Here is a 24,634-nt window from a genome sequence, read left to right on the forward strand (position 1 = left end):
TATGAAAATGTACTATAATTTTTTAAATATGTTACTGTGTATATATATTTTTCTATTCATAGCATTACCAATTACGTCAAAATATAAGGTTGTAGGGTTAAATATACACGTTGTACTAAATATACTTATGATTTATTATGTATCTGGAATAATTTTAAATAAGGAAATTAGAAACAGATCTATAAATTCAGTTATAAGATTTTTTAAAAATAAATGTAATATTGTTCTTAGTTTTTGTGTAATATGGATGATATTTAGTGTAACTTATTCAGCGGATAAAGTTTCTGCTATATCAGAAATTGTAATGTATATGAAATATCTATTCATATATTTTTTAATTGAGGATCAGACACATAATAAAAGATATATTGATAATATACTTAATAGTTTTATATTTACTTTAATAGTAGTATCTATTGTGACCTTTATTGATACCTTAAAGGGGATTGGAATAGAACAAACAGCAGAAGGGGTAAATAGAATAAGAGTAGAATCATTACTCGAAAATTCAAATAATCTTGGGGCGTTCTTTATATTATTTATATTTCCTTTTATAATGTTATCTATTTATGAAAAGGAAAAAAGAAAAAAGTACTTGTACATAATAATTTCAATTTTATGCTTATTTAATATAATCGTGAGTTATTCACGAAATGCCTGGATGGCCTTTGGGGCTGGATGCTTATTAATAGTAATTATTTATAATAAAAAGTTTATAGTGCCATTTTTAGGAGTGTTTTTAATAGGATTATTAATTCCTGAAATTTCAATAAGGCTAACTGAATTTAATGATTTTAGTCAAAATGTTACTAGAATTAAATTATGGGAAACTGCATTGCTAATGATAAAGGAACATGCTTTATTGGGTGTAGGAGTAGGAAATTTTTCTTATCAATATGACAAATATATAAAAAGATTTGAAGAACTTAAGTATGCGGATTATCCAATATTTCATCCACATAATGTATTTTTGCAGGTGCAGGCTGAATTAGGCATTATAGGAACTATATTGATTATAAGCTTAATAATATTTATAATTATAAAAATAAAAAAATACATACGTGAAACTTCCAGTAGTTTACATAAAAATTTTTACAGGGGATTTTACATTTCTTTTATAGTTTTTATTTTCATAATGAATATGTTAGATGATTTTTTCTCAGCTCCTAAAATTATCTTAATATTTATAGTTATTATATCGATACCAATTAATTCAAAGGAACCTGAAGTTATGTAATATGGAGGTGATACCAATTAATATATTGCAAGTAATAACAGGAACTGATAACGGTGGTGGAGGGAATCATGTTATAAATATATGTTTAAATAATATAGATGAAATGGAGTGCTCTCTTTGCTTAATTGGAGATGGGATGCTATATGAAAAGGCTAAGGAATTGCATATACCTGTAAGCTACTATAGCTTTAAAGAGCTTTTATCTAATAGACTTATAGAACATATAGAAAAAAATAAAATAGATATAGTTAATTTCCATGGAGCCAAGGCAAACTTTTTATATTTTATGATAGCGCATAAAATAAAAGTTCCATGTGTTGTTACAATTCATAGTGACTATAGATATGACTTTATAAACAGCAAATTTAAAAGAGTATTTTTTACTCCATTAAGTATTTTAGGGTTAAAAAAGTATAAAAATTATATTTGTGTATCACAGTATCTAAAAAATCTAATAAGTGAAAATAACTTTAAAGGAAATAAATACGTAATACCTAATGGTATTTCTTTAGAAAAATCTTATTTAAAGCAAGATAGAGATTCAATAAGAAATATGTATAACATATCTAAGAATGAATTTTTATATTCAATGGTAGGAAGAATGCATCCAATAAAAAATCATGATGGGTTAATAGATGCCTTTTTTAAACTTCAAATGGAAATAAAAGATGCAAAATTAATGTTTTTGGGATTTGGAGATTTAGAGGAAAGATTAAAAGAAAAGGTTAAAAAATTAAATATACAGGATAAAGTAATATTTGCAGGGTTTAAAGAAAACATATTAGATTACATAAACGCATCAGAAATTGGAGTACTAACTTCTTTTAGTGAAGGAGGGGCTCCACCATTAGCAGTACTTGAAACTGCTTTTATGAAAAAGACAATTATATGCTCTAAGGTTGGAGATATGGAAAGTATAATAAGTGAAAATGAGGGATTCTTAGTGAATCCTTATGATATAGATGACATATATGATAAAATGAAATGTGCTTATAATAATAGAGATAAATTAGAATTAATGGGTGGAAATCTTTATAATAAAGTTATACATGAATATTCATTGGATAACTTTTGGAAGAGATACTTTGATGCATATAGTAAAATTTTAAGCGGAGTGAATTAGATGAAGGAATCTAAATTTGTAAAGAGTTCTTTAATAGTAATGATGTTTACCATAATAGGCAAGCTTTTGGCTGTAATAAGAGATTCCTTAGTGGCAGCAAAGTTTGGAGCATCATATACTGCAGATATATATAATTTTTCTATAGGAATAGTATATTTACTTACTACAATAAGTTATGGACTTACAACTACGTTTATACCAATGAATACAGAATACATTGAGAAAAAAGATGAGGCTTCTAGAATTAAGTTTGTAAATAATACTATAAATGTATATACTATTTTTACAATATTATTAATATTAATATCAATAATTTTTGCAAAATATATTGTTTTAATATTTGCGCCTGGGTTTAAAGATAATCAGTATGTATTTAGTACCACCGTAAATATTGTGAGAATTATGCTTTTGTCACTGCTTTTTATAAGCATTCAAAGTGTTATTACAGGGGTACTTCAATCTCATAATGAATTTTATGAGCCAGCAGCCATGTCACTTGTTTCAAATATTGTATTTATAATCTATTTGGTTTTCTTAACAAGTAAATATGGAATATATGGATTTGCTTGGGCAACGGTAATAAGTTTTTTAGCACAACTTATAATAAACCTTCCTAAATATAAAAAGCTAGGGTATACATATAAATGGATTTTAAATATAAGAGATAAGAATTTAATAAGTATGTTTATGCTTATGACTCCTGTTATAATAAGTACTTCACTTATTCAATTAAATAATTTTATAAATAGGGCTTTTGCAACTAAGTTATTTGAAGGAGCACCGACAGTGCTTGATTATTCAAATAAAATAAATACATTGGCTTATGAGGTTTTTGCTATAGGTATAGCTATGGTTATATATCCATTTCTATCTAGATATGCAGTAAATGGAGTAACAAAGGAATATAAGGAAATTTTATCAAAAGGGATAAATATGATATTACTCATAATGGTCCCTGCTTCCATTGCAATAGCAGTACTTAGAGTACCCCTTATAACTTTAATCTTCAAAAGAGGAGCCTTTGATGAGAATGCTGTAAATCTAACGGCAAATGCATTATTATTTTATTCACCTGCAATGATAGCTTACGGATTAAGGGATATATTGAATAAAGCCTTTTATGCAGTTAAGGACACTAAGACTCCTATGATAAATAGTTTTATTGGGATAATAATAAATGTTATTATAAACATATTTATAGTAAAGTACATGAGGGTTTCGGGATTAGCACTTGCTACAAGTATTTCTTCTATAATTATTACAGTATTAATGCTCATAAATTTAAATGAAAAGATGAATGGAATTGGGCTAAAAAATATTTGCGTTACATTTATAAAAACTTTACTTTCAGCATCAATTATGGGTATTATAATAAATATAATAAGTATTTATTGTATGAATACTTTTGGAAATAATGCATATGGAAGCTTAATTTCATTACTTGTAAATTTTGTAATAGGATTAACTATATATTTTATGTGTATATATATTTTAAAAGTAGAAGAAATTTATTATTTTTTAAATTTGTTAAAAAATAAAAGAAATAAAAAATAAATAGGGAGGAATTTTGCATGCAAAATAATTTAATAGAGATAAATGAACAAGATCATATAAGAGATAAAAGAGTTCAATTTGCCGTTAAGAGATTTATAGACATAGTATTATCTTTATTTGGGATAATAGTCTTGTCTCCTATATATTTAATTCTTATATTGCTTATAAAATTAGACTCTAAAGGTCCAGCTGTATTTAAGCAAGTAAGAGTGGGAAAAGATAATAAAGATTTTACGATATATAAGTTTAGAACAATGATTGTGGATGCAGAGAAAAAAAGAAGTTTAGAAATAAATCCAGAAGATATAGGTAATTTTGTTTTTCAAAGTAAGGAAGATAATAGAATTACAAAAATGGGTTCTTTTTTAAGAAAAACAAGCTTAGATGAACTTCCACAGCTTTTTAATGTATTCAAGGGAGACATGAGTTTAGTTGGGCCAAGACCTGAAATTCCTGATGTAGTAAAATATTATCCTCCTGAATATGCACAAAGGCTGCTAGTTTTACCTGGAATTACAGGACTTGCACAGGTAAGTGGAAGAGGAGAAATAGAACTTGCTAAAACTATATATTATGATTTAACATATATTAAGAATTTTTCAGTATGGTTAGATATAAAAATACTATTTAAAACAGTATTTTCTGTATTTAAAAAAGAAGGAGCATTTTAACATATGTTTAGCTCAATATTAGGTTATAAGGTATTTAATAAAGGGGAAGAAGAACTTTTTAGATGTATAAATAATTATGATAAGGTGCATATAATATCTGGAAACCCGGAAGTATTAAATAATGGTCTTAAAAATAAGGAGCTGTTTAAAAACTTTACTTCGGAAAACTCCATAATTATTCCTGATGGAATAGGTACAGTTATTGCATCCAAGGCTTTAAAGCAAGGTATAGAAAAAAAAATAGCTGGAATAGATTTAATGGAAAAGCTTTTAATAAACTGTGAGCGTGAAGGAAAAAGTGTATATCTTTTAGGAGCAAGAGAAGAAGTGCTTCAAAAGTGCATAAAAAACTTAAAAATAAAGCATCCAAGGCTTATTATATCAGGAAGTCATAATGGTTTTTTCGATTTAAATAATTGTGATGAACTAATAACAGAAATAAATAACTTGAAACCTTATGCTCTTTTTGTAGCTATGGGAGCTCCTAGACAGGAGTTATTCATAACTAGATATATGAATGGGTTAAATGCAAATATATTCATGGGTGTAGGAGGATGTTTTGATGTATTTGCAGGAGAAGTAAAAAGAGCACCTAAATGGATGATAAATTTAGGCTTAGAATGGCTTTATAGAGTAAGCAAGGAACCTTATAGAATAAAGAGACTTGGTTCAATTCCTGTATTTATTGCAAAGGCTATATTTAAGAGTTAAGTAAAATGTAATTATTATACTTGCCAATTATATGAAATAATATTTAAATTATAAAAAGCACAAGGAAGTTTATTAAAAATAACCTTGTGCTTTTTATTTTACTTAGTAATCGAGTAACTAGTTTCTACTTAAGTTCATCTAGTGAAGCAAACCTATAACCTTTAGCTTTTAATTCTTTTATAACATCATCTAATATTTCAGTATTGGTTTTAGAAACTGCATGTAAAAGCATTATTGATCCGTTATGAGTTCTATCCATTATCATCTTTTTAGCATACTCATGAGAAGGTTGTTTATTGATATCCCAATCATGATACGCAAAGCTCCAGAAAATAGTTTTGTAGCCTAATTCTTTAGTATAAGAAAGAGAAAGTTCACTGTACTTACCCATAGGTGGTCTAAAGAACTTAGGCATATCTTTGCCTGTAAGATCTTTAAATATCTTTGCTGTATTTTCAAGCTCATAATTAAACTTATCTTTACCCTTTAGAGCAGTTGAAGCCATAGAAGGATGATTAGTTGAGTGATTGCATACTAAGTGACCTTCATTTACCATTCTCTTAACCAAATCTGAACTAGTTTTTATATAAGGAGTTACTACAAAAAACGCTGCTGGTACATTATTAGCTTTTAGTATATCTAATATTTTACCAGTATATCCATTTTCATAGCCTTCATCAAAAGTAAGATATAAAACTTTTTCATTTGTATTTCCAAGGTAATATCCATCTTGCTTAGTTATTAAATTTAATATATTGGGATCAACAGTGGATGGAGTTCCATCTTTTGTAGGTATAAAAAACCAATCGCGTTCCTTTGTCTCTAAGGTAGTTGTACTTAATTGAGCCTTAGATTCCTCTGTAGTATTTTTAGAGGGTTCATCAGCCTTATTTTTTATAGGTTTTTCCTCTTTTTCTACAGAGTCATTAGAAGTTTTTTCATCTGAACCATCGTTAGTTGAATTATTCTCTTCAGTATTTATTTTTTCTTCTGAAATATCTTTTTCCTCACTTATCACAGCATCATCAGTTTTATTATCAGAAGAATTACTAGCTTGTTCATTCACCGAACTTGCTCCAGGGTTTGTATATACCTTTTGATTATTACTTTTACAACCTATTAAAGAAAAACAAAGCACAATAGATACTAAAATGGAAAGACATTTCTTTTTCATATTTAATCACCTACCTAATATATGATATACTTTAGTTTGTGTGTATTACTACTTAATATACGATGGAGAGAGAAAAAATGATTGATATATTTTTGGAAAAAATAGACGAACTATATAATATTATTTTACTTCCAATGGATAATAGTTACAAGTTGGAAGCTTCAAAAAAGTACAAAAAATTATTCTTTTTAAAAAAAGAACAGTATTTTGGAGAATTTTATTATAATAATTTTGGTAAGGATAAATATAAAGGGACAATATATACTCCAAAGGAAATATCAGATTATATGGTTAGAATGGTTATCTCAAAGGAAGATATAATAAATAACCCATATATTAAAATATTAGATCCCGCTTCAGGATGTGGAAATATACTTATACCTTGTTATATTTATCTTTTTAATATTTATAAGGATAACTTAGCCCAAATTAATAGAAAGAATAACTTAAATCTCAATATACATACTATTGGAAGCCATATAGTTAAAAATAATATTTTTGGTATGGATATAGATGATGTAGCGTTAAAAATACTTATAATAGATTTATTTTTAATAAGCGGAGAAGTATCGCCTAAAAACTTTAGAAATGGAGATTTTTTATTAAATGACATTAAAGATACATATGAAATTATAATAGGAAATCCACCATATATAGGGCATAAGTCTATAGATAAGGACTACTCAGTAAAGTTAAAGAAAGCCTATAAAGAAGTTTATAGTGACAAGGGAGACATTTGTTATTGTTTTTTTAAGAAAACTAAAGAATTATTAAAGTACGAAGGAAAAGTAGTATATATTTTAGCACGGTATTTTATAGAAGCTCAAAATGGAATGAGCTTAAGAAAATATATATCAAATAATTTCTCTATAAGAGAGATAGTGGATTTTTATGGATTAAGGCCCTTTAAAAATACAGGAGTAGATCCGGTTATAATTTATGCTAATAATTCTAATATAGAAAATGATATTAATATTATAAAGCCATTAAAAATTAAGGGACAAAATAAGAAAGAGTTTTATGAATCACTATTTTTAAATAAAGCACATAATTATAATAGATTTAGTATAGGAGAACATACTTTAAAAAATAGTACTTGGATACTTAGAAGTAATGAGGAGAGAAATATACTAGATAAAATTATAAAGAAGTCTAGTTTAAAGTTAAAAGATATATGCAATAGTTATCAAGGAATCATAACAGGATGTGATAAAGCATTTATAGTATCTGAGGAAATTATTAAAAATGAAAATTTAGAAAAGGATATACTGAGACCTTGGATAAAAAGTAGTTATATAGAAAAAAATCATATAAAAGATGCAAAAGAGCACATAATTTATGCTGATTTTATAAATGATGATGAGAATAAATATGTTAATACATTGAATCATATAAAACCTTATGAATATAAACTTATGAATAGAAGAGAGTGCAGAAATGGTATAAGAAAGTGGTATCAGTTACAATGGGGGAGAAAACCTCTTATCTTTGAAGGAGAGAAGATAATATTTCCTTATAAAAGTAATAGTAATAAATTTGCATTAGATAAAGGAAGCTTTTTTAGTGCAGATATATATAGCTTAATTTTAAAAGAAGATGCAAGTTATGATTATAAAACATTATTATTTTTATTGAATAGTAGTATATATGAATTTTACTATCATTGTTTTGCAAAAAAGCTAGGGGATGATTTATATGAATATTATCCTAATACATTAATGGAATTAATGATACCGTTAAAATGTGATATAACTTTTTTCGAAGAAAATAAATTATATGAGTATTTTGAGATAACAGATGAGGAAAAAAAGATCATTGAAGAAAGCCTGTGAGTAACTTTTTTTAAAATAATAAATAATAGATAATAATTATTGAAACATATTAATGTATTTAAATATAATTACAGATATTAAATTATATAATAAGGGGCTGCCTCAAAATAAAATTTTGAGGCAGCTCCTTCCGTAATTATTATCTATTATTTTAGCACTTCTTCTACAAATTTAGGTAGTACAAAAGAAGCTTTATGCAATCTTGGAGTATAGTATTTTGTTTCAAAAGAAAGACTTTCTGGAACATTAGCATTTTCTGGATCATGTTTTTTAGAACCTACTGTAAAGCTCCAGTATCCAGATGGATATGTAGGTATTGCTGCCATAAATAACTTAGTAACAGGGAAAATTGCTTTTGCATCATCATAAACTCTTTTAACTACTTCTGGAAGATAGAAAGGGGTTTCAGTTTGTGCAATAAATATTCCATCTTCAGTTAAGCACTCGTATATTTCCTTATAGAAACTTCCTCCAAATAGTCCTTCTGCTGCTCCAAATGGGTCAGTAGAGTCTACTATTATAACATCAAATTCATTTTTGTGCTCATGAACGTATTTAATTCCATCACCTATGAAAACTTCACATCTTCTATCATCTAAGGCACAGCTTATTTCAGGAAGATATTTTTTACATTCATTTACAACATCTTCATCTATTTCGCATAATACAGCTTGTTCTACGGAAGGATGCTTTAATATTTCACGTATTGCTCCTCCATCCCCACCACCTACAACTAATACCTTTTTAGGATTTGGATGAGTAAATAGTGGAATATGTGCAATCATTTCATGATAAACATACTCATCATTTATAGTAGTTTGAACTATACCATCTAATACTAACATTCTTCCCAAAGCATAAGTATCTACAATAGCAAGATCTTGATATTTTGTTTGCTTTGTAACTAACGTTTCCTTTATTTTATAAGTCATAACAGCATCTGATATTTGACCTTCTTTTAGCCATAAATCCATATAAATAGTACCTCCCATTAATATAAATATTCAGCATCCCAAATATATTGAGATGTTATGATTTACAGATATCGTAAATCATGTGATACAATAAAAACATTATAGCAATGATTTAAAAATGTGGCAAGAAGATTAAATTTAAACAATACATGAAAAATATCTTAGTAATAAAATAAAAAATATTCATAAAAAAGAAGGAAAATTATGTAATATGTAGAATAAGTTTAAGTATAAATGGGAATTGCACAAATTTACATAAGTGGGGGGAAATATATGTATTTAAAATTCGAAAATGTAGATGATAAATTATTAGTTTGTTTAGCAGGAGAATTAGACCATCATAGTGCAGAGGAAGTTAGAAATAAAATAGATAACCGTATTGATAAAGACGATGTGAGTAAGGTTATAATGGATTTTTCAGATGTTTCTTTTATGGATAGTTCAGGTATAGGCGTAGTAATTGGAAGATACAAAAAAATAAATTATAAAAATGGCAAAATATGCATTACAAATGTAAATGAAAACGTAAATAGAGTTTTTGAATTATCAGGCATGTTTAAAATAATAAAATTATATAAAACAAATGAAGAAGCATTAGAAAATATTTAATGGGGGGAAACTATAATGTATGATAATGTTATGAAAATAGAATTTGCAAGTAAGTCACAAAATGAAAGCTTTGCTAGAGTTGCAGTGGCAGCTTTTGCATCTCAATTAGATCCCACTATTGATGAATTAACTGATGTAAAGACTGCAGTATCAGAAGCAGTAACTAACTCAATTATACATGGATATGAAAATAAAGATGGCACTGTTAAGATAGAAGCTTATATTAAGAATAGAGAACTCACTATAATAATTTATGATGATGGTAGAGGAATAGATAATATAGAACTTGCCATGCAGCCATTGTATACTTCCAGATCAGATTTAGAACGTTCAGGTATGGGATTTACTGTTATGGAGTCTTTTATGGATGGGTTAAAGGTAGAATCGGAAAAGGGCAAAGGAACTAAAATAATAATGAAAAAAACTTTTAGAGCTATAAGTTAGGTGAATATTATGAATGAGGAAGCAGTAAACAGGAGTACGTATAGTTATGAAGAAAACCTAGGACTCATTGAAAAAGCACGAAAAGGAGATAAAAGTGCCTTAAATAAACTAATAGAAATAAATCTACCTTTAGTATCGGCCATAACTAAAAAATTTTTAAATAGAGGATATGAGTATGAGGATATATATCAGATTGGATGTATGGGGCTGGTAAAAGCAGTAAATAATTTTGATACCAGCTATGGAGTGAAATTTTCTACTTATGCTGTTCCTATGATAATGGGTGAAATAAAAAGATTTATAAGAGATGATGGCATGATTAAGGTAAGTAGAAGTGTAAAAACAACAGCTAGGAAATTACATTATGATAAAGAGCTACTTGCTAAAGAGTTAAATAGAGAACCTACTTTAGAAGAATTATCTAATTATTCAGGTATAGAAAAAGAAGAAATAATATTTGCTACAGAATCAGCAAATAGCATGCAGTATTTATATGACACCATACATCAGCAAGATGGTGCACCTATTATGCTTATAGATAAATTAAGTGATAACTATGAAGAAGACTCAGAACTCGTAAATAGGCTTGCTTTAAAAGAAGTTATAGGAACTCTAGACATAAAATCCAGGCAAATAATAATGCTTAGATACTTTAAAGATAAAACACAGGTAGAAGTAGCAAGGATGCTGGGAATAAGCCAAGTTCAAGTTTCAAGAATAGAAAAAAAGGTACTTAAAATAATGAAAGAAAAACTGAAGTAATAGGATAAGGGTATTATCCTATTATTTCTTTTTTGAATTAAAAATCTTTTTATGCACAAAATAAGTATCGGAGGGGATTTTATGAAAAAAAGTGAGAAAGAAGTTAAAGAGAAATTCGATAAGATTTCTGTTCAAGCTGAGCCAAAGCATAATTTAGTTAGAAACTGCATATATGCTTTTATCATAGGAGGACTTATATGTGATGTGGGACAGTTTTTTAATAACTTTTTTATAAATATGGGAGTACCAAGTGAAGAAGTTGGTACTTATGTAGCAATAGTTATGGTATTCATAGGAGCTTTCTTAACCGGACTTGGAATATATGATAAGATAGCAAGTTATGCAGGAGCAGGTACAGTGGTACCTATAACTGGATTTGCAAATTCTATTGTTTCTCCTGCTATGGAATTTAAAAGAGAAGGATATGTGTTTGGAGTAGGAGCTAAGATGTTTACTATTGCAGGACCAGTACTAGTATATGGAATAAGTACTTCAGTAGTTATAGGAATTATATATTACTTTTTAAAAATGCTATAGATAAAAGAGGGTGGTGTAAGCCTTGGATAAATTAAAGTTGATAGGAAAGCAAACATTAAAAATAGAAAGCAAACCTAGAATAATTTCAACTTTTAGTGTAGTTGGACCTAAAGAAGGAGATGGACCACTTAAAGATTATTTTGATTTAATTTTAGATGATGACTTAAATGGCGAAGATAGTTATGAAAAGGCAGAGAGTACTTTAATATACACATCTGTAACAGAAAGTATAAAAAAAGCAAAATTAAAGCCTGAAGACATCAACTTTTTATTTGCAGGAGATTTATTAAATCAGATTATATCATCAACTTTTGCGGCAAGAGATTTAGAAATACCATTTATAGGACTATATGGTGCATGCTCTACAATGACAGAATCATTATGTATGGCATCTATTACAATGGACGGAGGATTTGCGAAAAATGTAATAGCAGCTACATCATCTCATTTTTCTGCAGCAGAAAGACAATTTAGATATCCATTGGAATTTGGAAGTCAAAGACCTCCTACAGCTCAATGGACAGTAACTGGGTCTGGATCGATGGTTCTTGCTAGGGAAGGTAATTATCCATATATCACTTATGTAACTATAGGAAAGGTTAAAGATTATGGAATAAAGGATGCAAATAATATGGGAGCAGCTATGGCACCGGCAGCAGTTTCAACTATATATCGGCATTTTAAGGATACAGGGAGAACTCCAAAGGATTACGATTTAATAGCTACAGGAGATTTGGGCAAAATAGGAAGGGAAATCACTCAAAAACTTTTAAAAGAATATGGGTATGATATGTATTCTAATTATATAGATTGTGGAGAAGAAATATTTGATAATGAAAGACAAAAAACTGACTCTGGTGGAAGTGGATGTGGATGTTCAGCAGTAGTAGCTAGTGGATATATATATAAAAATATGCGCAAAGGAAAATTTAAGAGAGTGCTATTAGTTTCAACAGGAGCTTTGTTAAGCACTACTTCTTCACTTCAAGGTGAAAGTATACCAGGTATTGCTCATGCCGTATCTATAGAATATGGTACTGGAGGAGATAAAGCATGAATATGGATTATGTAAGCGCATTTGTAGTTGGAGGAATAATATGTGTAATTGCTCAAATACTTATGGATACTACAAAGCTTACTCCAGCGAGAATACTTGTTAGCTTTGTAACCATAGGAGTAATACTTGGAGCGCTAAATGTTTATGATATTGTAGTAAAGTATGGTAAGGCAGGTGCAACAGTACCTTTGCCTGGATTTGGATATTCATTAGCTAAAGCTACAATAAAGGAAGTTAATGAAAAGGGATTAGTAGGAGCATTCACGGGGGGAATAAAAGGAGCAGCAGGAGGGATAACTGCAGCTATAATATTTGGATACATAATGGCATTATTGTTTAATCCAAAGACAAAAAAATAAAAGATTAAGATGCTAAATAGCATCCTAATCTTTTATTTTTTACCTTTAGGTTTAATGAATTTATGAATAATGTTACTATCATCAGAATTAGTGTTGTCCGGTGGAGTACCATTACTGTCAGTATTATCTTCACTTGTACCTGTATTAGCATTATCACCAGAGTTATTATTTGGATCTGAGGAATTTTCATCTTTATTTGTTTTATCTTTGTTTATATTATCTTTTGCATCCTTATCGATTTTATCATCAGCTTTATTAGTTTCTTCTTTAGGTACTGTAACATGATAATCACATATTCCAGTAGGTACAGTGCCTTCTATAAATAGTTCATTACGAATAGTAGTAGAAGGACATGCATCCGTAGGAATTTTTCCTGTAACTGTACATATAGGAACTTGAACAACTCCAGAAGGCATAGGTATTTCTTTATACGCTAAGCTTTTATGAGCATCTTTCATGATAATTCCCCAAAGTTTTGCAGCATCATTACTTCCTATATATTTTCCAAAGGTATAATTTTCATTAAAACTTCCATGATCATCCTTACCAATCCATACTGCTCCAGAATAATAAGGAGTTAAACCTGTAAACCATAAATCTATGGACGCATTAGTTGTACCTGTTTTACCATGAGCCATAGGACTAAAGTTTGCAGCAGTACCTGTACCACCTACTCCAGAAACAGGACCCCTTAAAAGATCATACATAATATAAGCTGCTTGTGGAGATAAAACCTTAGTAGAGTTAAATTTACTTTCTAATATAGTTTTACCTGTTCTATCTAGCACCTTTGTATATATAATAGGATCTACTCTCATACCGCCATTTCCAAATACTCCATAAGCTGCAGCCATAGCTAAGGTATTAGTACCACTAACTCCAGGATTTCCTCCGAGCTGTCCAAGTGACATAGCTGCCATGCTTGACTCATCTGTATTCTTATCTATTTTAAGCCCAAACTTTCTAGCATAATCAGCGCCAGTGCTAAGACCTAGCTGATGCTCAATTCTAACAGAAATAACATTTTTAGACTTAGTTAATCCTTCTCTTAAAGTCATAGGACCTTCATAAATAGCAGGACTATTACTAGGACTATAAGGTTTTCCATTATCAGGATAAAATTGTCCTATTCCTGCAGGAACTGGAGCATCGTCATATATGGTAGCAGCAGTTGCAAGTTTTGAGTCTATAGCAGGACCATATACACTTAATGGCTTAATACTTGACCCTGCAGCTCTATAAAATTGTGTAGCTCTATTAAAGGAAAGAGGAGGCTGATTGCCACGACCACCAACAATAGATTTAACTTCACCAGTGTGGTAATCCATTATAACAGCAGAAGCTTGAGGTTGAGCTATTTTATCTACATATTTAGACTTCATGCCAAGTATGGAATCCATATTGTCTAGTGTGGTTTGAGTATGTTCTTGCATATCTTTATTCATGGTTGAATAAATTTTAAGCCCACCATACATTATCATTCTATTTGCTTCATCTTCATCTATATGATATTGAGCCATAAGATCTTGTTTTACTTTTTTTATTACTTCTCTGGAAAACCATTCATACTTAAGGCTATTACTTTGTGTAGTAAGATTAAAAGTTAGCTTATTATTATTTAAATCTGATAGTGCTTTATTATACTCATCTTGAGATATATATCCATTTTCAAGAAGTTTACTTAAAACTGACTTAGTTCTATTTATATATGAAGAAGTATTTTTTTTTGTTACAACTGCGTTATAAAACACAGATGGACTTTGAGTAAGACCTGCTATAAAAGCACACTCTAATAAATTTAATTTGGAAACACTTTTATTAAAATATTGGATCGATGCAGCTTCTACACCATAAGCTGGGCCTCCAAGTGCTATAGTATTCATATAAGCTTCTAAGATTTGATCCTTGCTTAAATGTTTTTCTAACTGCAAAGCTAAGTAAGCTTCTTGTACCTTTCTCTTAAGCTTTACTTCATTAGTAAGCATAGTATTTCTTACAAGCTGCTGAGTTATAGTAGAAGCACCTTGTAGTCCACGCTTTCCAGTAATCTTGTTAGATACATTACTAAGGGTAGAACCCAATATTCTTTTAATATCTATGCCACTATGCGTTTTAAATCTCTCATCTTCAATAGCAATAAAGGCATCTTTTAGATCTTGGGGCATATCTTTAAAAGATACTACTTTTCTATTTATATCTGAAATAACAGTATCCATAAATTGTCCACTATCATTATATATTACCGATGGTTCATTTAAACTTAATACTTTGTTTACATCAAGTGGCGGAGCCGTTTTTACCATGGCAAGTACTACCCCCATAGTTGCTATAGTACCAAATACAAAAAGTAAAATGAGAGTAATAATGGTAATTTTAAAAACTTTAAAACGGGTGTTCTTTGTTTTCTTCCCCATTTTTTTGTCGCTCATAATTTTCCTCCTGAAATTTTATATTATTAATTCTGACTAACTTTAAAATATTATAACATATAAAAGGGCTTTAATAAAATATATATGTTTAGTGATGAGGAGATATATACTAATAATAAAAAAATATATAAACATAATAAAAAGTTATATTTAGTAATAAAATAAAGAATTTCATAATAAGTAAATATAAAGAATATGTGAGTAATACAAGGAAGTGAGAATTATTAAAAGAAGGAAAATTAGCCTTAAGATTAAAATATGGATAATTATAATGCTTATAGGTATCATAGTAAATGTTTTTATATATGCTTTTGATAAAATGGTTGCTTCTAGGGTATTAGATGTTGCAAATGCTGAAATGAAAAGAAAAGCAATAGAAACTGTAAATCAGTCTATAGTAAGTAAATATTTAGAAAGCTTTCAATATGATGATATAATAAAAATAGAAAAGGATAGTTCAGGGAATATAACACTAGTTAAGTCGGATACTTTAAAACTAAATAAATTAGCTTGTGATGTAGCATTAGAATGTCAACAAAAACTAAAAGATATGGGTGATGTTGGAATGAAGATTCCTATGGGATATATAACGCAAAATAATGTGATTGCATATTTTGGTCCAAATATTACAGTAAAAATGAGTCCTATAGGATATATTGAAACAAAATATATATCTGATTTTGAATCCGTAGGTTTTAATCAAACAAGACATAAAATTTATATTAAAGTAAAGAGTAATATTAGAGTTATAATACCTACAAAAAGTGAGGATGTAGAGATTTTAAATGAAATACCAGTCTGTGAAACTATAATAGTAGGAAAGATACCGGAGAACTTCCTAGGAGGAAGTTTAGATAATTCAGGATTTAGAATTAGGGGAAATTAAAAGGAAATTGCGACATTTTTAATGTTGAGTTGGTCGCATAGAATTTTTATCTAGGAAGACGTTCATTTCGCTAAAAACGGCTAATATTTATAAATTTAAAATACCTAAGCCTCCTAAACTCGCTGTCGCTCAGACAATAGGAAGCTCTATACGGTATTTTAAATTTATAAATAAAGCCGTTTTAAAGCTTATTCAATGTCTTCTACGATGAAAATTCTATGCTCTTCTCAACATTAAAAATGTCTTCATTAAACTGCTGAAGGAAGCAATTTCGCTTTAGCGAAATTCCTACAAATCTATACTAGTGATTAGAGATTGGTGACTAGTGACTAGAAATTTTGAGTCGCAAAATTTCTATAATATGTACTAATTTTCTTCCCAATTAAATATGTATGGAACATTTCTGTAATAATCTCCATAATTAAGTCCATATCCTACAACAAATACGTCTGGAATTTGGAAACAACAATAATTAGGAGTAATAGCTACTTTTCTTCTCTCTGGTTTGTCTAAAAGTACGCAACAGTTAACAGAAGAGGCACCTAAGGATTTAACATGATTAACTACAAAATCCATAGTAATTCCTGTATCTACTATATCGTCAACAATTAAAACATCAAAGCCTTCTATATTGTCTGGGATGTCATTAACAATTTTTACACTTCCTGTAGAAACTTCGGAATGACCATAACTTGAAGTAGTCATAAATCCTATTTTCGTTGGAACAGTAATATGTCTTACTAAATCCGCAGCGAAGATAAAGCTTCCTCTTAATAGAGATAAAACATATAAGTTTTTACCTTCATATTCTTTAGAAATTTTAGAACCCAATTCTGCAACTTTTTTTTCTATTTCTTCTTTAGAAATTAAAATATTTTCTTTTTTTACTTCCATAAGCGCCCTCCAAATATACATAATTATATGTTATTTACAATGTTGCTATTATAGTATAAAATAATATGAAAGTTGTCAAGGTATAGTAATTTTTATGGGAGTGATGTAATTGATAAATGGAAATATAGAGGGTATAAAAGACAGTACATTAAAAAAGCTAGAGTATATATATGATTTGAAAATTCCGAAAGATGAAGTGTTTACAGAAGAGCTAATTAATATAATTGTAGGTGTTACATTAGACGTTAATAGAGAAGTAAGTGTGGCGATAAATAGAAAAGGAATGGTTGAGAGTGTTGCAATTGGTGACAGTACTTCTGTAGAAATGCCTATGATAGATATAAAGGAAAGAAAACTATCAGGGGTAAGAATTATTCATACTCATCCCAATGGTAATTCTCATTTATCTGCTTTAGATATATCTGCTTTAATAAAGCTAAAATTAGACTGTATTGCAGCGGTTGGAGTGGACGAAAATGATATTACAGATATAACACTTGGATTTTGCAGTGTAAAGGATAACATGCTTATAGCAGAAACTACTAAGAAGCTTATCTTAGAAAAAGCTATAAACTATCCTATATTAGATAAAATAAAGTATATAGAAGATTTAATTAGAACCACTACTGTGGAAGAAGAAACCGGTGAAAAGGCAATACTTGTAGGAGTAGAAAGTGAAGAAAGCTTAGATGAATTAGAAGAACTAGCAAAGGCCTGTGATGTAGAAGTAGTAGATAAATTGATTCAAAATAGATATAAAATAGATACAGCTTTTTATGTTGGAAGCGGTAAGGTAGAAGAAATAGCTCTTTTAAGGCAGGCTAAAAGGGCAAATGTAGTTATATTTGATGATGAGCTTACAGCATCTCAAGTAAGAAACTTAGAAGATATAATAGGAGTTAAAGTTATTGATAGAACTACATTAATACTTGAAATATTTGCAAAAAGAGCTAAGAGTAAAGAAGGAAAAATACAAGTAGAACTAGCTCAGCTTAAATACAGGCTTCCAAGACTTTCAGGACTTGGAACAGTGCTTTCAAGGACAGGGGGAGGAATAGGAACAAGAGGCCCTGGAGAAAAGAAACTTGAAACAGATAAAAGACATATAAGAGAAAGAATATATGATTTAAAAAGCGAATTAGAAAAGATAAAACAAACAAGAGTTACCCAAAGGGAAAGTAGAAATGAAATTCCTAAGGTATCTTTGGTTGGATATACTAATGCAGGAAAATCAACTTTGAGAAATACGTTATGCACGATAGCTGCAAAGGAAACTATTAAAAAAGAAAGTGTTTTAGAAGCGGATATGCTTTTTGCGACACTAGATACTACAACTCGTGCAATAATTCTTCCAGATAACAGAACTATCACACTAACAGATACAGTAGGTTTTATAAGAAAGCTTCCTCATGATTTGGTAGAAGCGTTTAAGTCAACATTAGAAGAGGTTATATATTCAGATTTGTTACTTCATGTAGTAGATGTGTCCCTAGAAAATTATTTAGAACAAATTGAAGCAGTAAATAAAGTTTTAGAAGAATTAGGAGCCATCGATAAGCCTTATGTTTATGTTTTAAATAAAATTGATAAACTTAGTGAAGAAAAGCTTGAGGAAATAAATGAGTTATTTAAGGATAAAATGAATATTAAAATTTCAGCAAGGCATAATATAAATTTAGAAGAACTTTTAAAGCTTATAAGCTCAAAACTTCCAAATAAGCTTAAAAAAGCAGAATATTTAATTCCTTATGACAAGCAATCCATTGTAGCTTATTTGCATAGGAATTCAAATGTTATCTCTGAAGAATATAAAGAAGATGGAACTTATGTATGTGCAGAAGTAAGTGAAATGGTATATAACACTTGTGAGGAGTATATGACTAAATAATATAATAACTATTGTTTATAAGGAGATTAGCTAAATTATTAACAAATAATAAATATTATATGATAAAATATTGCCAATTAAAATCTTGTGTAGTAAAATAAAGGAAAGAAAATTTTACATGAAATTTTAAGGAGGATTTAATTATGGATAAATACGTTTGTGTAGTATGTGGATATGTTTATGACCCAGCAGAAGGAGATCCAGATAATGGAGTAGCTCCAGGAACATCATTTGCTCAAATACCAGATAGTTGGGTATGCCCACTTTGTGGAGTAGGTAAAGATCAATTTGAAAAAGAAGCTTAAAAGCTAAAAAATAACATAAAAGGGTTGTATCAAGTATTTGATACAGCCCTTTTATGTTATTTTTATATTGATTATTATGCAACTTTGAGATATGATATTTGCAAGAGATGTTCGTTATAAATTTCAATTTTGTAAAATAAATTAATGAAAATGTATTCATAAATCAGATTAAACATTATATTTATAATTTAATAGTTAATTATAAGTGAAATTTTTATATAATTATTAATTCATATGCATAGCAAAATCACAAATATATACAGTTAATATTCATAAAAGTTTATAATTATACACAAAGTGTTAATACAAAAGGAGCTGTTTAAGAGTGGTAAAAAAATTTAAAAGAGTTTTAGTTGCCAACAGAGGAGAAATTGCCATAAGAATATTTAGAGCTTGCCATGAATTAGGCATTAGAACAGTAGCTATATATTCAAATGAAGATAAATGTGCTTTGTTTAGAACAAAAGCAGATGAATCTTATTTAATAGGTAAAAATAAGGGACCAGTGGAAGCATATTTAAATATAGATGAGATAGTTGAACTGGCACTTAAAAAAGGTGTAGATGCAATTCATCCTGGGTATGGATTTTTATCAGAAAACCCTGAATTTGCACGTAAATGTATTGAAGCAGGAATAGAGTTTATAGGGCCTACCCCTGAGATAATGGAAAGATTAGGAGATAAGATAAATTCTAAGATAGTTGCAAAAGAGGTAAAAGTTCCTACAATTCCAGGAGTAGAAAGGGCTATTGCATCGGAAGAAGAAGCTTTGCATATAGCAGAGGAATGTGGATATCCTGTAATGATTAAAGCTGCAGCCGGCGGTGGTGGCAGAGGTATGAGAATAGCTAAAAACAAAGATGAACTTGTTAAAACTTTTAAAAATGCAAAGGATGAAGCAAAAAAAGCATTTGGAATTGATGATCTATTTATAGAAAAATACATAGAAGGACCTAAACATATTGAAGTTCAAATACTTGGAGATAAATATGGCAACATAGTTCATTTACATGAAAGAGATTGTTCTGTTCAAAGAAGACATCAAAAAGTAGTAGAATTTGCACCAGCTTTTTCATTAAGTGAGCAAAAAAGAGAAGAAATATGTAATGATGCACTTAAAATTGCTAAACATGTGGGATATAGAAATGCAGGAACTGTAGAATTTTTGGTAGATATTCATGGAAATCACTATTTTATTGAGGTAAATCCTAGAGTGCAAGTTGAACATACCGTTACTGAAATGATTACAGGTATAGATATTGTACAAAGTCAAATACTTGTGGCACAGGGATATGAATTAGATTCTAAAGAAATTAATATAAAATCTCAAAGTAATGTAGAAGCAAGAGGATATGCAATACAGTGTAGAATTACCACAGAAGATCCTGCTAATAATTTTGCTCCAGATACAGGAAGAATAGACATATATAGAAGTGGTTCTGGCTTTGGTATTAGACTAGATGGAGGAAATGGATTTACGGGTTCTGTAATAAGTCCTTATTATGACAGCTTACTTGTAAAGACAACTGCTTGGGCAAGGGATTTTAAAGATGCAGCAAGAAAAGCTATAAGATCTATAAGAGAGCTTACAGTTTCAGGGGTAAAAACCAACGTAGGATTTTTAATAAATGTGTTAAACCATGAAACATTTCTAGAGGGAAAATGTACTACGAGCTTTATAGCCGATAATCAGGAACTTTTACAAATAAAACCTAAGGCAGATAAGGAATTAAGAGTATTAACATATATAGGTGAAAAGGTAGTAAATGAAACTCATGGAAATAAGCCTAGTTTTGATGTGCCTCATGTGCCTAAATATGATCATAAGGATGGATTAAAAGGAACAAAGCAAATATTGGATGAAAAGGGTGCTAAAGGAGTAGTTGATTTTATTAAGTCACAAAAGAAGCTTCTTATAACAGATTCTACAATGAGAGATGCTCATCAATCTTTAATGGCTACAAGAATGAGAAGTAAGGATATGATAAAAATTGCTAAAGCAGAAGCTAATCTAGCAAGTGATCTTTTCTCTATAGAGATGTGGGGAGGAGCAACCTTTGATGTAGCATATAGATATTTAAAGGAAAATCCTTGGGAAAGACTTGAGGAGCTTAGAAAAAGAATTCCAAATGTATTGCTTCAAATGCTTATAAGAGGATCTAATGCGGTAGGTTATAAAAATTATCCTGATAACGTAATAAGAAAATTTATAAAGGAATCTGCTGATAGAGGAATAGATGTATTTAGAATATTTGACTCATTAAATTGGCTTAAAGGTATGGAAGTTGCAATAGATGAAGTGCTTAAAACTGGTAAAATAGCAGAGGCTTGTATATGTTATACAGGAGATATATTAGATGAAAAAAGAGATAAATATTCACTAAAATATTATGTAGATATGGCAAAGGAAATAGAAAAATCAGGAGCACATATTTTAGGAATTAAAGATATGTCAGCATTATTAAAGCCTTATGCAGCATCAAAACTTATAAGAGCATTAAAAAATGAAATTTCAATTCCTATACATCTCCATACTCACGATACTACAGGAAATGGAGTAGCTACAATACTTATGGCTGCTGAAGCAGGAGTTGACATTGTAGATAGTGCCTTTAGCAGTATGTCAGGACTTACAAGTCAGCCTTCTATGAACTCTATAGTTGCTGCACTTAAGAATACTGAAAGAGATACATTACTTAATATAGATAATTTACAAAAAGTATCTGATTACTGGAGTGCTGTAAGACCTGTATATGCAGGATTTGAGACAGGATTAAAGGTGGCTTCTGCGGAAATTTATAAATATGAGATTCCAGGAGGTCAATATTCAAATTTAAAGCCTCAAATTGAAAGCTTTGGATTAGGTCATAGATTTGATGAAGTAAAGGAAATGTATAAAAAGGTAAATGATATGGTAGGAGATATAGTTAAAGTAACTCCTTCATCCAAAATGGTAGGAGATTTAGCTATATTCATGGTTAAAAATGACTTAACTCCAGAAAATATATATGAAAAGGGTCATAACATGGCATTCCCAGATTCTGCGGTTTCATATTTTAAAGGAATGATGGGGCAGCCTAGTGGTGGATTCCCTGAAAAATTACAAAAGCTTGTATTAAAGGGTGAAGAACCTATAACCGTTCGCCCAGGAGAATTACTTCCTGCAGAAGATTTTGACAGTATAAAAAATCATTTGGAGACTACGTACAATATAAAAGCTGATGATAAAGATGCTTTAAGTTATGCACTTTATCCAGACGTATTTGACGAATATATCAAGTACAAAAAGGAATATGGTGATTTAAGCCATATGGGAAGTGACGTGTTCTTCCATGGATTGTATGAAGGTGAAACTAGTGAAATAGAGCTTACGGAAGGTAAGACACTAATAGTAAAATTACTTCAAATTGGAAAGCTTAATAAAGGAAAAAGAAGTTTAGTTTTTGAGGTAAATGGAAACAGAAGAGAAATAGAAATAATAGATAAAGCAAATCAAATGAAAAATTTACTAGAAGATACAGAAGCGCCTATGGCAGATGTAGAGGATGTATATGAAATTGGAGCAAGTATACCTGGAAATATGTATAAGATATTAGTTAAAGAAGGAGATATAGTACATGAAGGTGATAGTATAGCAATAATAGAAGCTATGAAGATGGAAACCAATGTAGTATCTTCTGTAAATGGAAAAGTAGAAAAGATATATGCAAAAGAAGGGGAACAGGTTAAGACTGGACAGCTGGTTGTTAAGTTAAGCAATCAGTAAGATAGTAACAAGTAAAATGAAGGGAAGTTTGAGAAAACAAACTTCCTTTTTAATATATTAAAATTTAATTTAGTTAAATTTTGACAAATATATTAACTATTAACTAAATTTCAGTTTTTATGTATAAATACTAGCTGAAAAAGGTAAAGTAATGTATGGTAAAAAGTTTCAAGGAGGAATTTTAAAATGAGTAAGGTTTGTCCGGTGTGCAATGAGATAAAAGATATAAGACCTATTTGTGGTAACTGTGGAGGAAGCTGCATAGATAATGGGAGAGTACAGGACTATTTTGGTGATTATAGTGAAAATATGCCAATACAAGATACAGAAAATTATTGCTTTCATGTGTTTCGATGTGAATGTTGTAATGAATTAGTACGTAAAAGTGTGTTAAAAGTTGACATATAGTATTTTAATTTGCTTAATAATATTATATAATTAAGAATAATTTAATTTTTAGTTGTGGATATACCAAAAAGGGGGAAGACGGTTGGAAAAGACAATTTCTCAATACCAAAAGGCATTCAATTATATGGTAGAAAGATTAAAAAATAATGAACAAATTCTTGCAGCAATGGTTTTTGGTAGTATGGTTACAGGAGACTTATGGGATAAATCTGATATAGACATGTTTGTTGTAACTAGTGAAAGAATTAGTGATATAAAAAATATATACATGGAAGAAATGGAAATACCAGTACATGTAAAATTCATGAGCAAAAGTAAGTTTTTAAAGCTTCATACAATGGATTTAAAAGGGGGCTTTATGCATAGAATTTTTGCTTCGTCTAGATTGGTATTCTCAAAAGATCAAGACATAACAGGGTACTATGATAAAGGTAGATTCTATCCGGACTTAGACAGAGAAAGATGGAATATGGTTTATTTTGGGAAATTATTAAAAAACATTGATGTTTGTAGAAAGTATTTACATAACGATGGTGTATATACTGCATATACATCAGCTGTGAAGTGTGCTGAAGAATTTGCAAAATTATATGTGAATTTATTAGGATATATGATAAGTAAAGATGCTACTATAATGGCTATGGATTTAAATGATGCTTTTAAAGAAAAAGTAGATGAGCTTTTTTTCAATAAAGAAGATACAATAAAAGCAATTGAAAATATGTTAACTTTTATCGAAAAGTATGTAGAGGCCAATTTAAAGGATATAAGTTCAATATTACTAGAGTATATGCAAAGTAAGGATTCATTTTTAAGTGCTGAAGATATAAAAAAGGACGCTCTTTTTTCGGATTTTGACATAGCTATAGAAGCTGTTCTAGAAAAGCTTTCAGAAAAGGAAGTTATAAAGAAAGAGACAAGACCGTTTAAAACTAATAATGGCAAAGTACTATTTAATGAAATAGTATTCTTTGTATAGCATGTAATTAAGAGCGAACTTGATTTTAAATTAAG

General features: G+C 29.4%; 22 protein-coding genes. 18 read left to right on the plus strand and 4 right to left on the minus strand.

Annotated elements, in window-relative coordinates; genetic code table 11:
* Nucleotide 1: 1 nt before the first annotated feature.
* Genes CRN98_RS03355 through CRN98_RS03375 form a run of 5 tightly spaced genes read left to right on the plus strand, consistent with a single transcriptional unit; the run spans nt 2 to nt 5,296 of the window.
* Nucleotides 2–1,237, plus strand: coding sequence for an O-antigen ligase family protein (locus CRN98_RS03355; RefSeq protein WP_097026018.1), 1,236 nt, complete (start codon nt 2–4; stop codon nt 1,235–1,237).
* 1 nt (nt 1,238) lies between these two features.
* Nucleotides 1,239–2,360 (plus strand): glycosyltransferase family 4 protein, encoded by a 1,122-nt coding sequence (locus CRN98_RS03360; RefSeq protein WP_242960809.1) that lies wholly within the window; start codon nt 1,239–1,241, stop codon nt 2,358–2,360.
* Entirely contained in the window at nt 2,361–3,914 is a 1,554-nt protein-coding gene (gene murJ / locus CRN98_RS03365; RefSeq protein WP_097026019.1) for a murein biosynthesis integral membrane protein MurJ, read from the plus strand. It begins immediately after the preceding gene.
* 17 nt (nt 3,915–3,931) lie between these two features.
* Complete coding sequence (locus CRN98_RS03370; RefSeq protein ID WP_097026020.1) at nt 3,932–4,585, plus strand: exopolysaccharide biosynthesis polyprenyl glycosylphosphotransferase; 654 nt, start codon at nt 3,932–3,934, stop codon at nt 4,583–4,585.
* A 3-nt stretch (nt 4,586–4,588) separates the two neighbouring features.
* The gene (locus CRN98_RS03375; protein WP_097026021.1) at nt 4,589–5,296 is read left to right on the plus strand and encodes a WecB/TagA/CpsF family glycosyltransferase; all 708 of its coding nucleotides are present in this window, start codon (nt 4,589–4,591) and stop codon (nt 5,294–5,296) included.
* Nucleotides 5,297–5,420: 124 nt separating this feature from the next.
* Here CRN98_RS03375 and pdaA read toward each other — a convergent pair whose 3' ends face one another.
* Entirely contained in the window at nt 5,421–6,470 is a 1,050-nt protein-coding gene (pdaA, locus tag CRN98_RS03380; RefSeq protein ID WP_097026022.1) for a delta-lactam-biosynthetic de-N-acetylase, read from the minus strand.
* 77 nt (nt 6,471–6,547) lie between these two features.
* Between pdaA and CRN98_RS03385 the strand changes: the two genes are divergently transcribed.
* Nucleotides 6,548–8,302 carry an Eco57I restriction-modification methylase domain-containing protein gene (locus CRN98_RS03385; protein ID WP_242960811.1) on the plus strand — a complete coding sequence of 585 codons (1,755 nt, stop codon included), beginning with the start codon at nt 6,548–6,550 and terminating at the stop codon, nt 8,300–8,302.
* 146 nt (nt 8,303–8,448) lie between these two features.
* Here the strand turns inward: CRN98_RS03385 and speE are convergent, their stop codons facing one another.
* A complete protein-coding gene (gene speE, locus CRN98_RS03390) occupies nt 8,449–9,276 on the minus strand; it encodes a polyamine aminopropyltransferase (RefSeq protein ID WP_097026024.1) in 828 nt (275 codons plus the stop codon).
* A gap of 273 nt (nt 9,277–9,549) precedes the next feature.
* Between speE and spoIIAA the strand changes: the two genes are divergently transcribed.
* The 6 genes from spoIIAA to spoVAE all read left to right on the plus strand — a co-directional run bounded on the left by spoIIAA (nt 9,550) and on the right by spoVAE (nt 13,044).
* On the plus strand, nt 9,550–9,885 hold the full coding sequence (gene spoIIAA, locus CRN98_RS03395) for an anti-sigma F factor antagonist (RefSeq protein WP_097026025.1): 336 nt from the start codon (nt 9,550–9,552) through the stop codon (nt 9,883–9,885).
* A gap of 15 nt (nt 9,886–9,900) precedes the next feature.
* Entirely contained in the window at nt 9,901–10,329 is a 429-nt protein-coding gene (gene spoIIAB / locus CRN98_RS03400) for an anti-sigma F factor (protein WP_097026026.1), read from the plus strand.
* 9 nt (nt 10,330–10,338) lie between these two features.
* Nucleotides 10,339–11,091 (plus strand): RNA polymerase sporulation sigma factor SigF, encoded by a 753-nt coding sequence (sigF, locus tag CRN98_RS03405; RefSeq protein ID WP_097026027.1) that lies wholly within the window; start codon nt 10,339–10,341, stop codon nt 11,089–11,091.
* Nucleotides 11,092–11,172: 81 nt separating this feature from the next.
* Nucleotides 11,173–11,628, plus strand: a complete 456-nt coding sequence (gene spoVAC, locus CRN98_RS03410; RefSeq protein WP_097026028.1) for a stage V sporulation protein AC — start codon at nt 11,173–11,175, stop codon at nt 11,626–11,628.
* Between the two features lie 22 nt (nt 11,629–11,650).
* Nucleotides 11,651–12,685, plus strand: a complete 1,035-nt coding sequence (spoVAD, locus tag CRN98_RS03415; RefSeq protein WP_179631888.1) for a stage V sporulation protein AD — start codon at nt 11,651–11,653, stop codon at nt 12,683–12,685.
* Between the two features lie 2 nt (nt 12,686–12,687).
* Entirely contained in the window at nt 12,688–13,044 is a 357-nt protein-coding gene (spoVAE, locus tag CRN98_RS03420; RefSeq protein ID WP_097026241.1) for a stage V sporulation protein AE, read from the plus strand.
* A 32-nt stretch (nt 13,045–13,076) separates the two neighbouring features.
* Here the strand turns inward: spoVAE and CRN98_RS03425 are convergent, their stop codons facing one another.
* On the minus strand, nt 13,077–15,458 hold the full coding sequence (locus tag CRN98_RS03425) for a transglycosylase domain-containing protein (RefSeq protein WP_097026242.1): 2,382 nt from the start codon (nt 15,456–15,458) through the stop codon (nt 13,077–13,079).
* Nucleotides 15,459–15,687: 229 nt separating this feature from the next.
* On the opposite strand from CRN98_RS03425, the gene yunB reads away from it, so the two are divergent.
* Complete coding sequence (yunB, locus tag CRN98_RS03430) at nt 15,688–16,359, plus strand: sporulation protein YunB (protein WP_278335403.1); 672 nt, start codon at nt 15,688–15,690, stop codon at nt 16,357–16,359.
* Between the two features lie 366 nt (nt 16,360–16,725).
* On the opposite strand, the gene hpt is transcribed toward yunB, so the two are convergent.
* Nucleotides 16,726–17,253, minus strand: a complete 528-nt coding sequence (gene hpt, locus CRN98_RS03435) for a hypoxanthine phosphoribosyltransferase (protein WP_097026030.1) — start codon at nt 17,251–17,253, stop codon at nt 16,726–16,728.
* A 109-nt stretch (nt 17,254–17,362) separates the two neighbouring features.
* Here hpt and hflX point away from each other — a divergent pair, with 109 nt between their 5' ends.
* The 5 genes from hflX (at nt 17,363) to CRN98_RS03460 (ending at nt 24,599) form a co-directional block, all read left to right on the plus strand.
* Nucleotides 17,363–19,141, plus strand: coding sequence for a GTPase HflX (gene hflX, locus CRN98_RS03440; protein WP_097026031.1), 1,779 nt, complete (start codon nt 17,363–17,365; stop codon nt 19,139–19,141).
* Between the two features lie 143 nt (nt 19,142–19,284).
* Nucleotides 19,285–19,446, plus strand: coding sequence for a rubredoxin (gene rd / locus CRN98_RS03445; protein WP_081957132.1), 162 nt, complete (start codon nt 19,285–19,287; stop codon nt 19,444–19,446).
* A gap of 325 nt (nt 19,447–19,771) precedes the next feature.
* The gene (locus tag CRN98_RS03450) at nt 19,772–23,212 is read left to right on the plus strand and encodes a pyruvate carboxylase (RefSeq protein WP_097026032.1); all 3,441 of its coding nucleotides are present in this window, start codon (nt 19,772–19,774) and stop codon (nt 23,210–23,212) included.
* A 186-nt stretch (nt 23,213–23,398) separates the two neighbouring features.
* Nucleotides 23,399–23,620: a hypothetical protein gene (locus CRN98_RS03455; protein ID WP_097026033.1), complete on the plus strand. Its 222-nt coding sequence runs from the start codon at nt 23,399–23,401 to the stop codon at nt 23,618–23,620.
* 82 nt (nt 23,621–23,702) lie between these two features.
* A complete protein-coding gene (locus tag CRN98_RS03460) occupies nt 23,703–24,599 on the plus strand; it encodes a nucleotidyltransferase domain-containing protein (protein ID WP_097026034.1) in 897 nt (298 codons plus the stop codon).
* Nucleotides 24,600–24,634: the final 35 nt, after the last annotated feature.

Source organism: Clostridium peptidivorans (assembly GCF_900205925.1).
GTDB classification, from domain to species: Bacteria; Bacillota; Clostridia; order Clostridiales; family Clostridiaceae; genus Clostridium_AK; species Clostridium_AK peptidivorans.

Coding starts and splice junctions, on each gene's coding strand:
- spoIIAA (WP_097026025.1), top strand. CDS start 9,550: ATGTATTTAAAATTCGAAAATGTAGATGATAAATTATTAGTTTGTTTA.
- CRN98_RS03455 (WP_097026033.1), top strand. CDS start 23,399: ATGAGTAAGGTTTGTCCGGTGTGCAATGAGATAAAAGATATAAGACCT.
- CRN98_RS03385 (WP_242960811.1), top strand. CDS start 6,548: ATGATTGATATATTTTTGGAAAAAATAGACGAACTATATAATATTATT.
- speE (WP_097026024.1), bottom strand. CDS start 9,276: ATGGATTTATGGCTAAAAGAAGGTCAAATATCAGATGCTGTTATGACT.
- CRN98_RS03425 (WP_097026242.1), bottom strand. CDS start 15,458: ATGGGGAAGAAAACAAAGAACACCCGTTTTAAAGTTTTTAAAATTACC.
- CRN98_RS03370 (WP_097026020.1), top strand. CDS start 3,932: ATGCAAAATAATTTAATAGAGATAAATGAACAAGATCATATAAGAGAT.
- murJ (WP_097026019.1), top strand. CDS start 2,361: ATGAAGGAATCTAAATTTGTAAAGAGTTCTTTAATAGTAATGATGTTT.
- spoVAC (WP_097026028.1), top strand. CDS start 11,173: ATGAAAAAAAGTGAGAAAGAAGTTAAAGAGAAATTCGATAAGATTTCT.
- spoVAE (WP_097026241.1), top strand. CDS start 12,688: ATGGATTATGTAAGCGCATTTGTAGTTGGAGGAATAATATGTGTAATT.
- CRN98_RS03355 (WP_097026018.1), top strand. CDS start 2: ATGAAAATGTACTATAATTTTTTAAATATGTTACTGTGTATATATATT.
- sigF (WP_097026027.1), top strand. CDS start 10,339: ATGAATGAGGAAGCAGTAAACAGGAGTACGTATAGTTATGAAGAAAAC.
- CRN98_RS03360 (WP_242960809.1), top strand. CDS start 1,239: ATGGAGGTGATACCAATTAATATATTGCAAGTAATAACAGGAACTGAT.
- spoIIAB (WP_097026026.1), top strand. CDS start 9,901: ATGTATGATAATGTTATGAAAATAGAATTTGCAAGTAAGTCACAAAAT.
- CRN98_RS03375 (WP_097026021.1), top strand. CDS start 4,589: ATGTTTAGCTCAATATTAGGTTATAAGGTATTTAATAAAGGGGAAGAA.
- pdaA (WP_097026022.1), bottom strand. CDS start 6,470: ATGAAAAAGAAATGTCTTTCCATTTTAGTATCTATTGTGCTTTGTTTT.
- rd (WP_081957132.1), top strand. CDS start 19,285: ATGGATAAATACGTTTGTGTAGTATGTGGATATGTTTATGACCCAGCA.
- hpt (WP_097026030.1), bottom strand. CDS start 17,253: ATGGAAGTAAAAAAAGAAAATATTTTAATTTCTAAAGAAGAAATAGAA.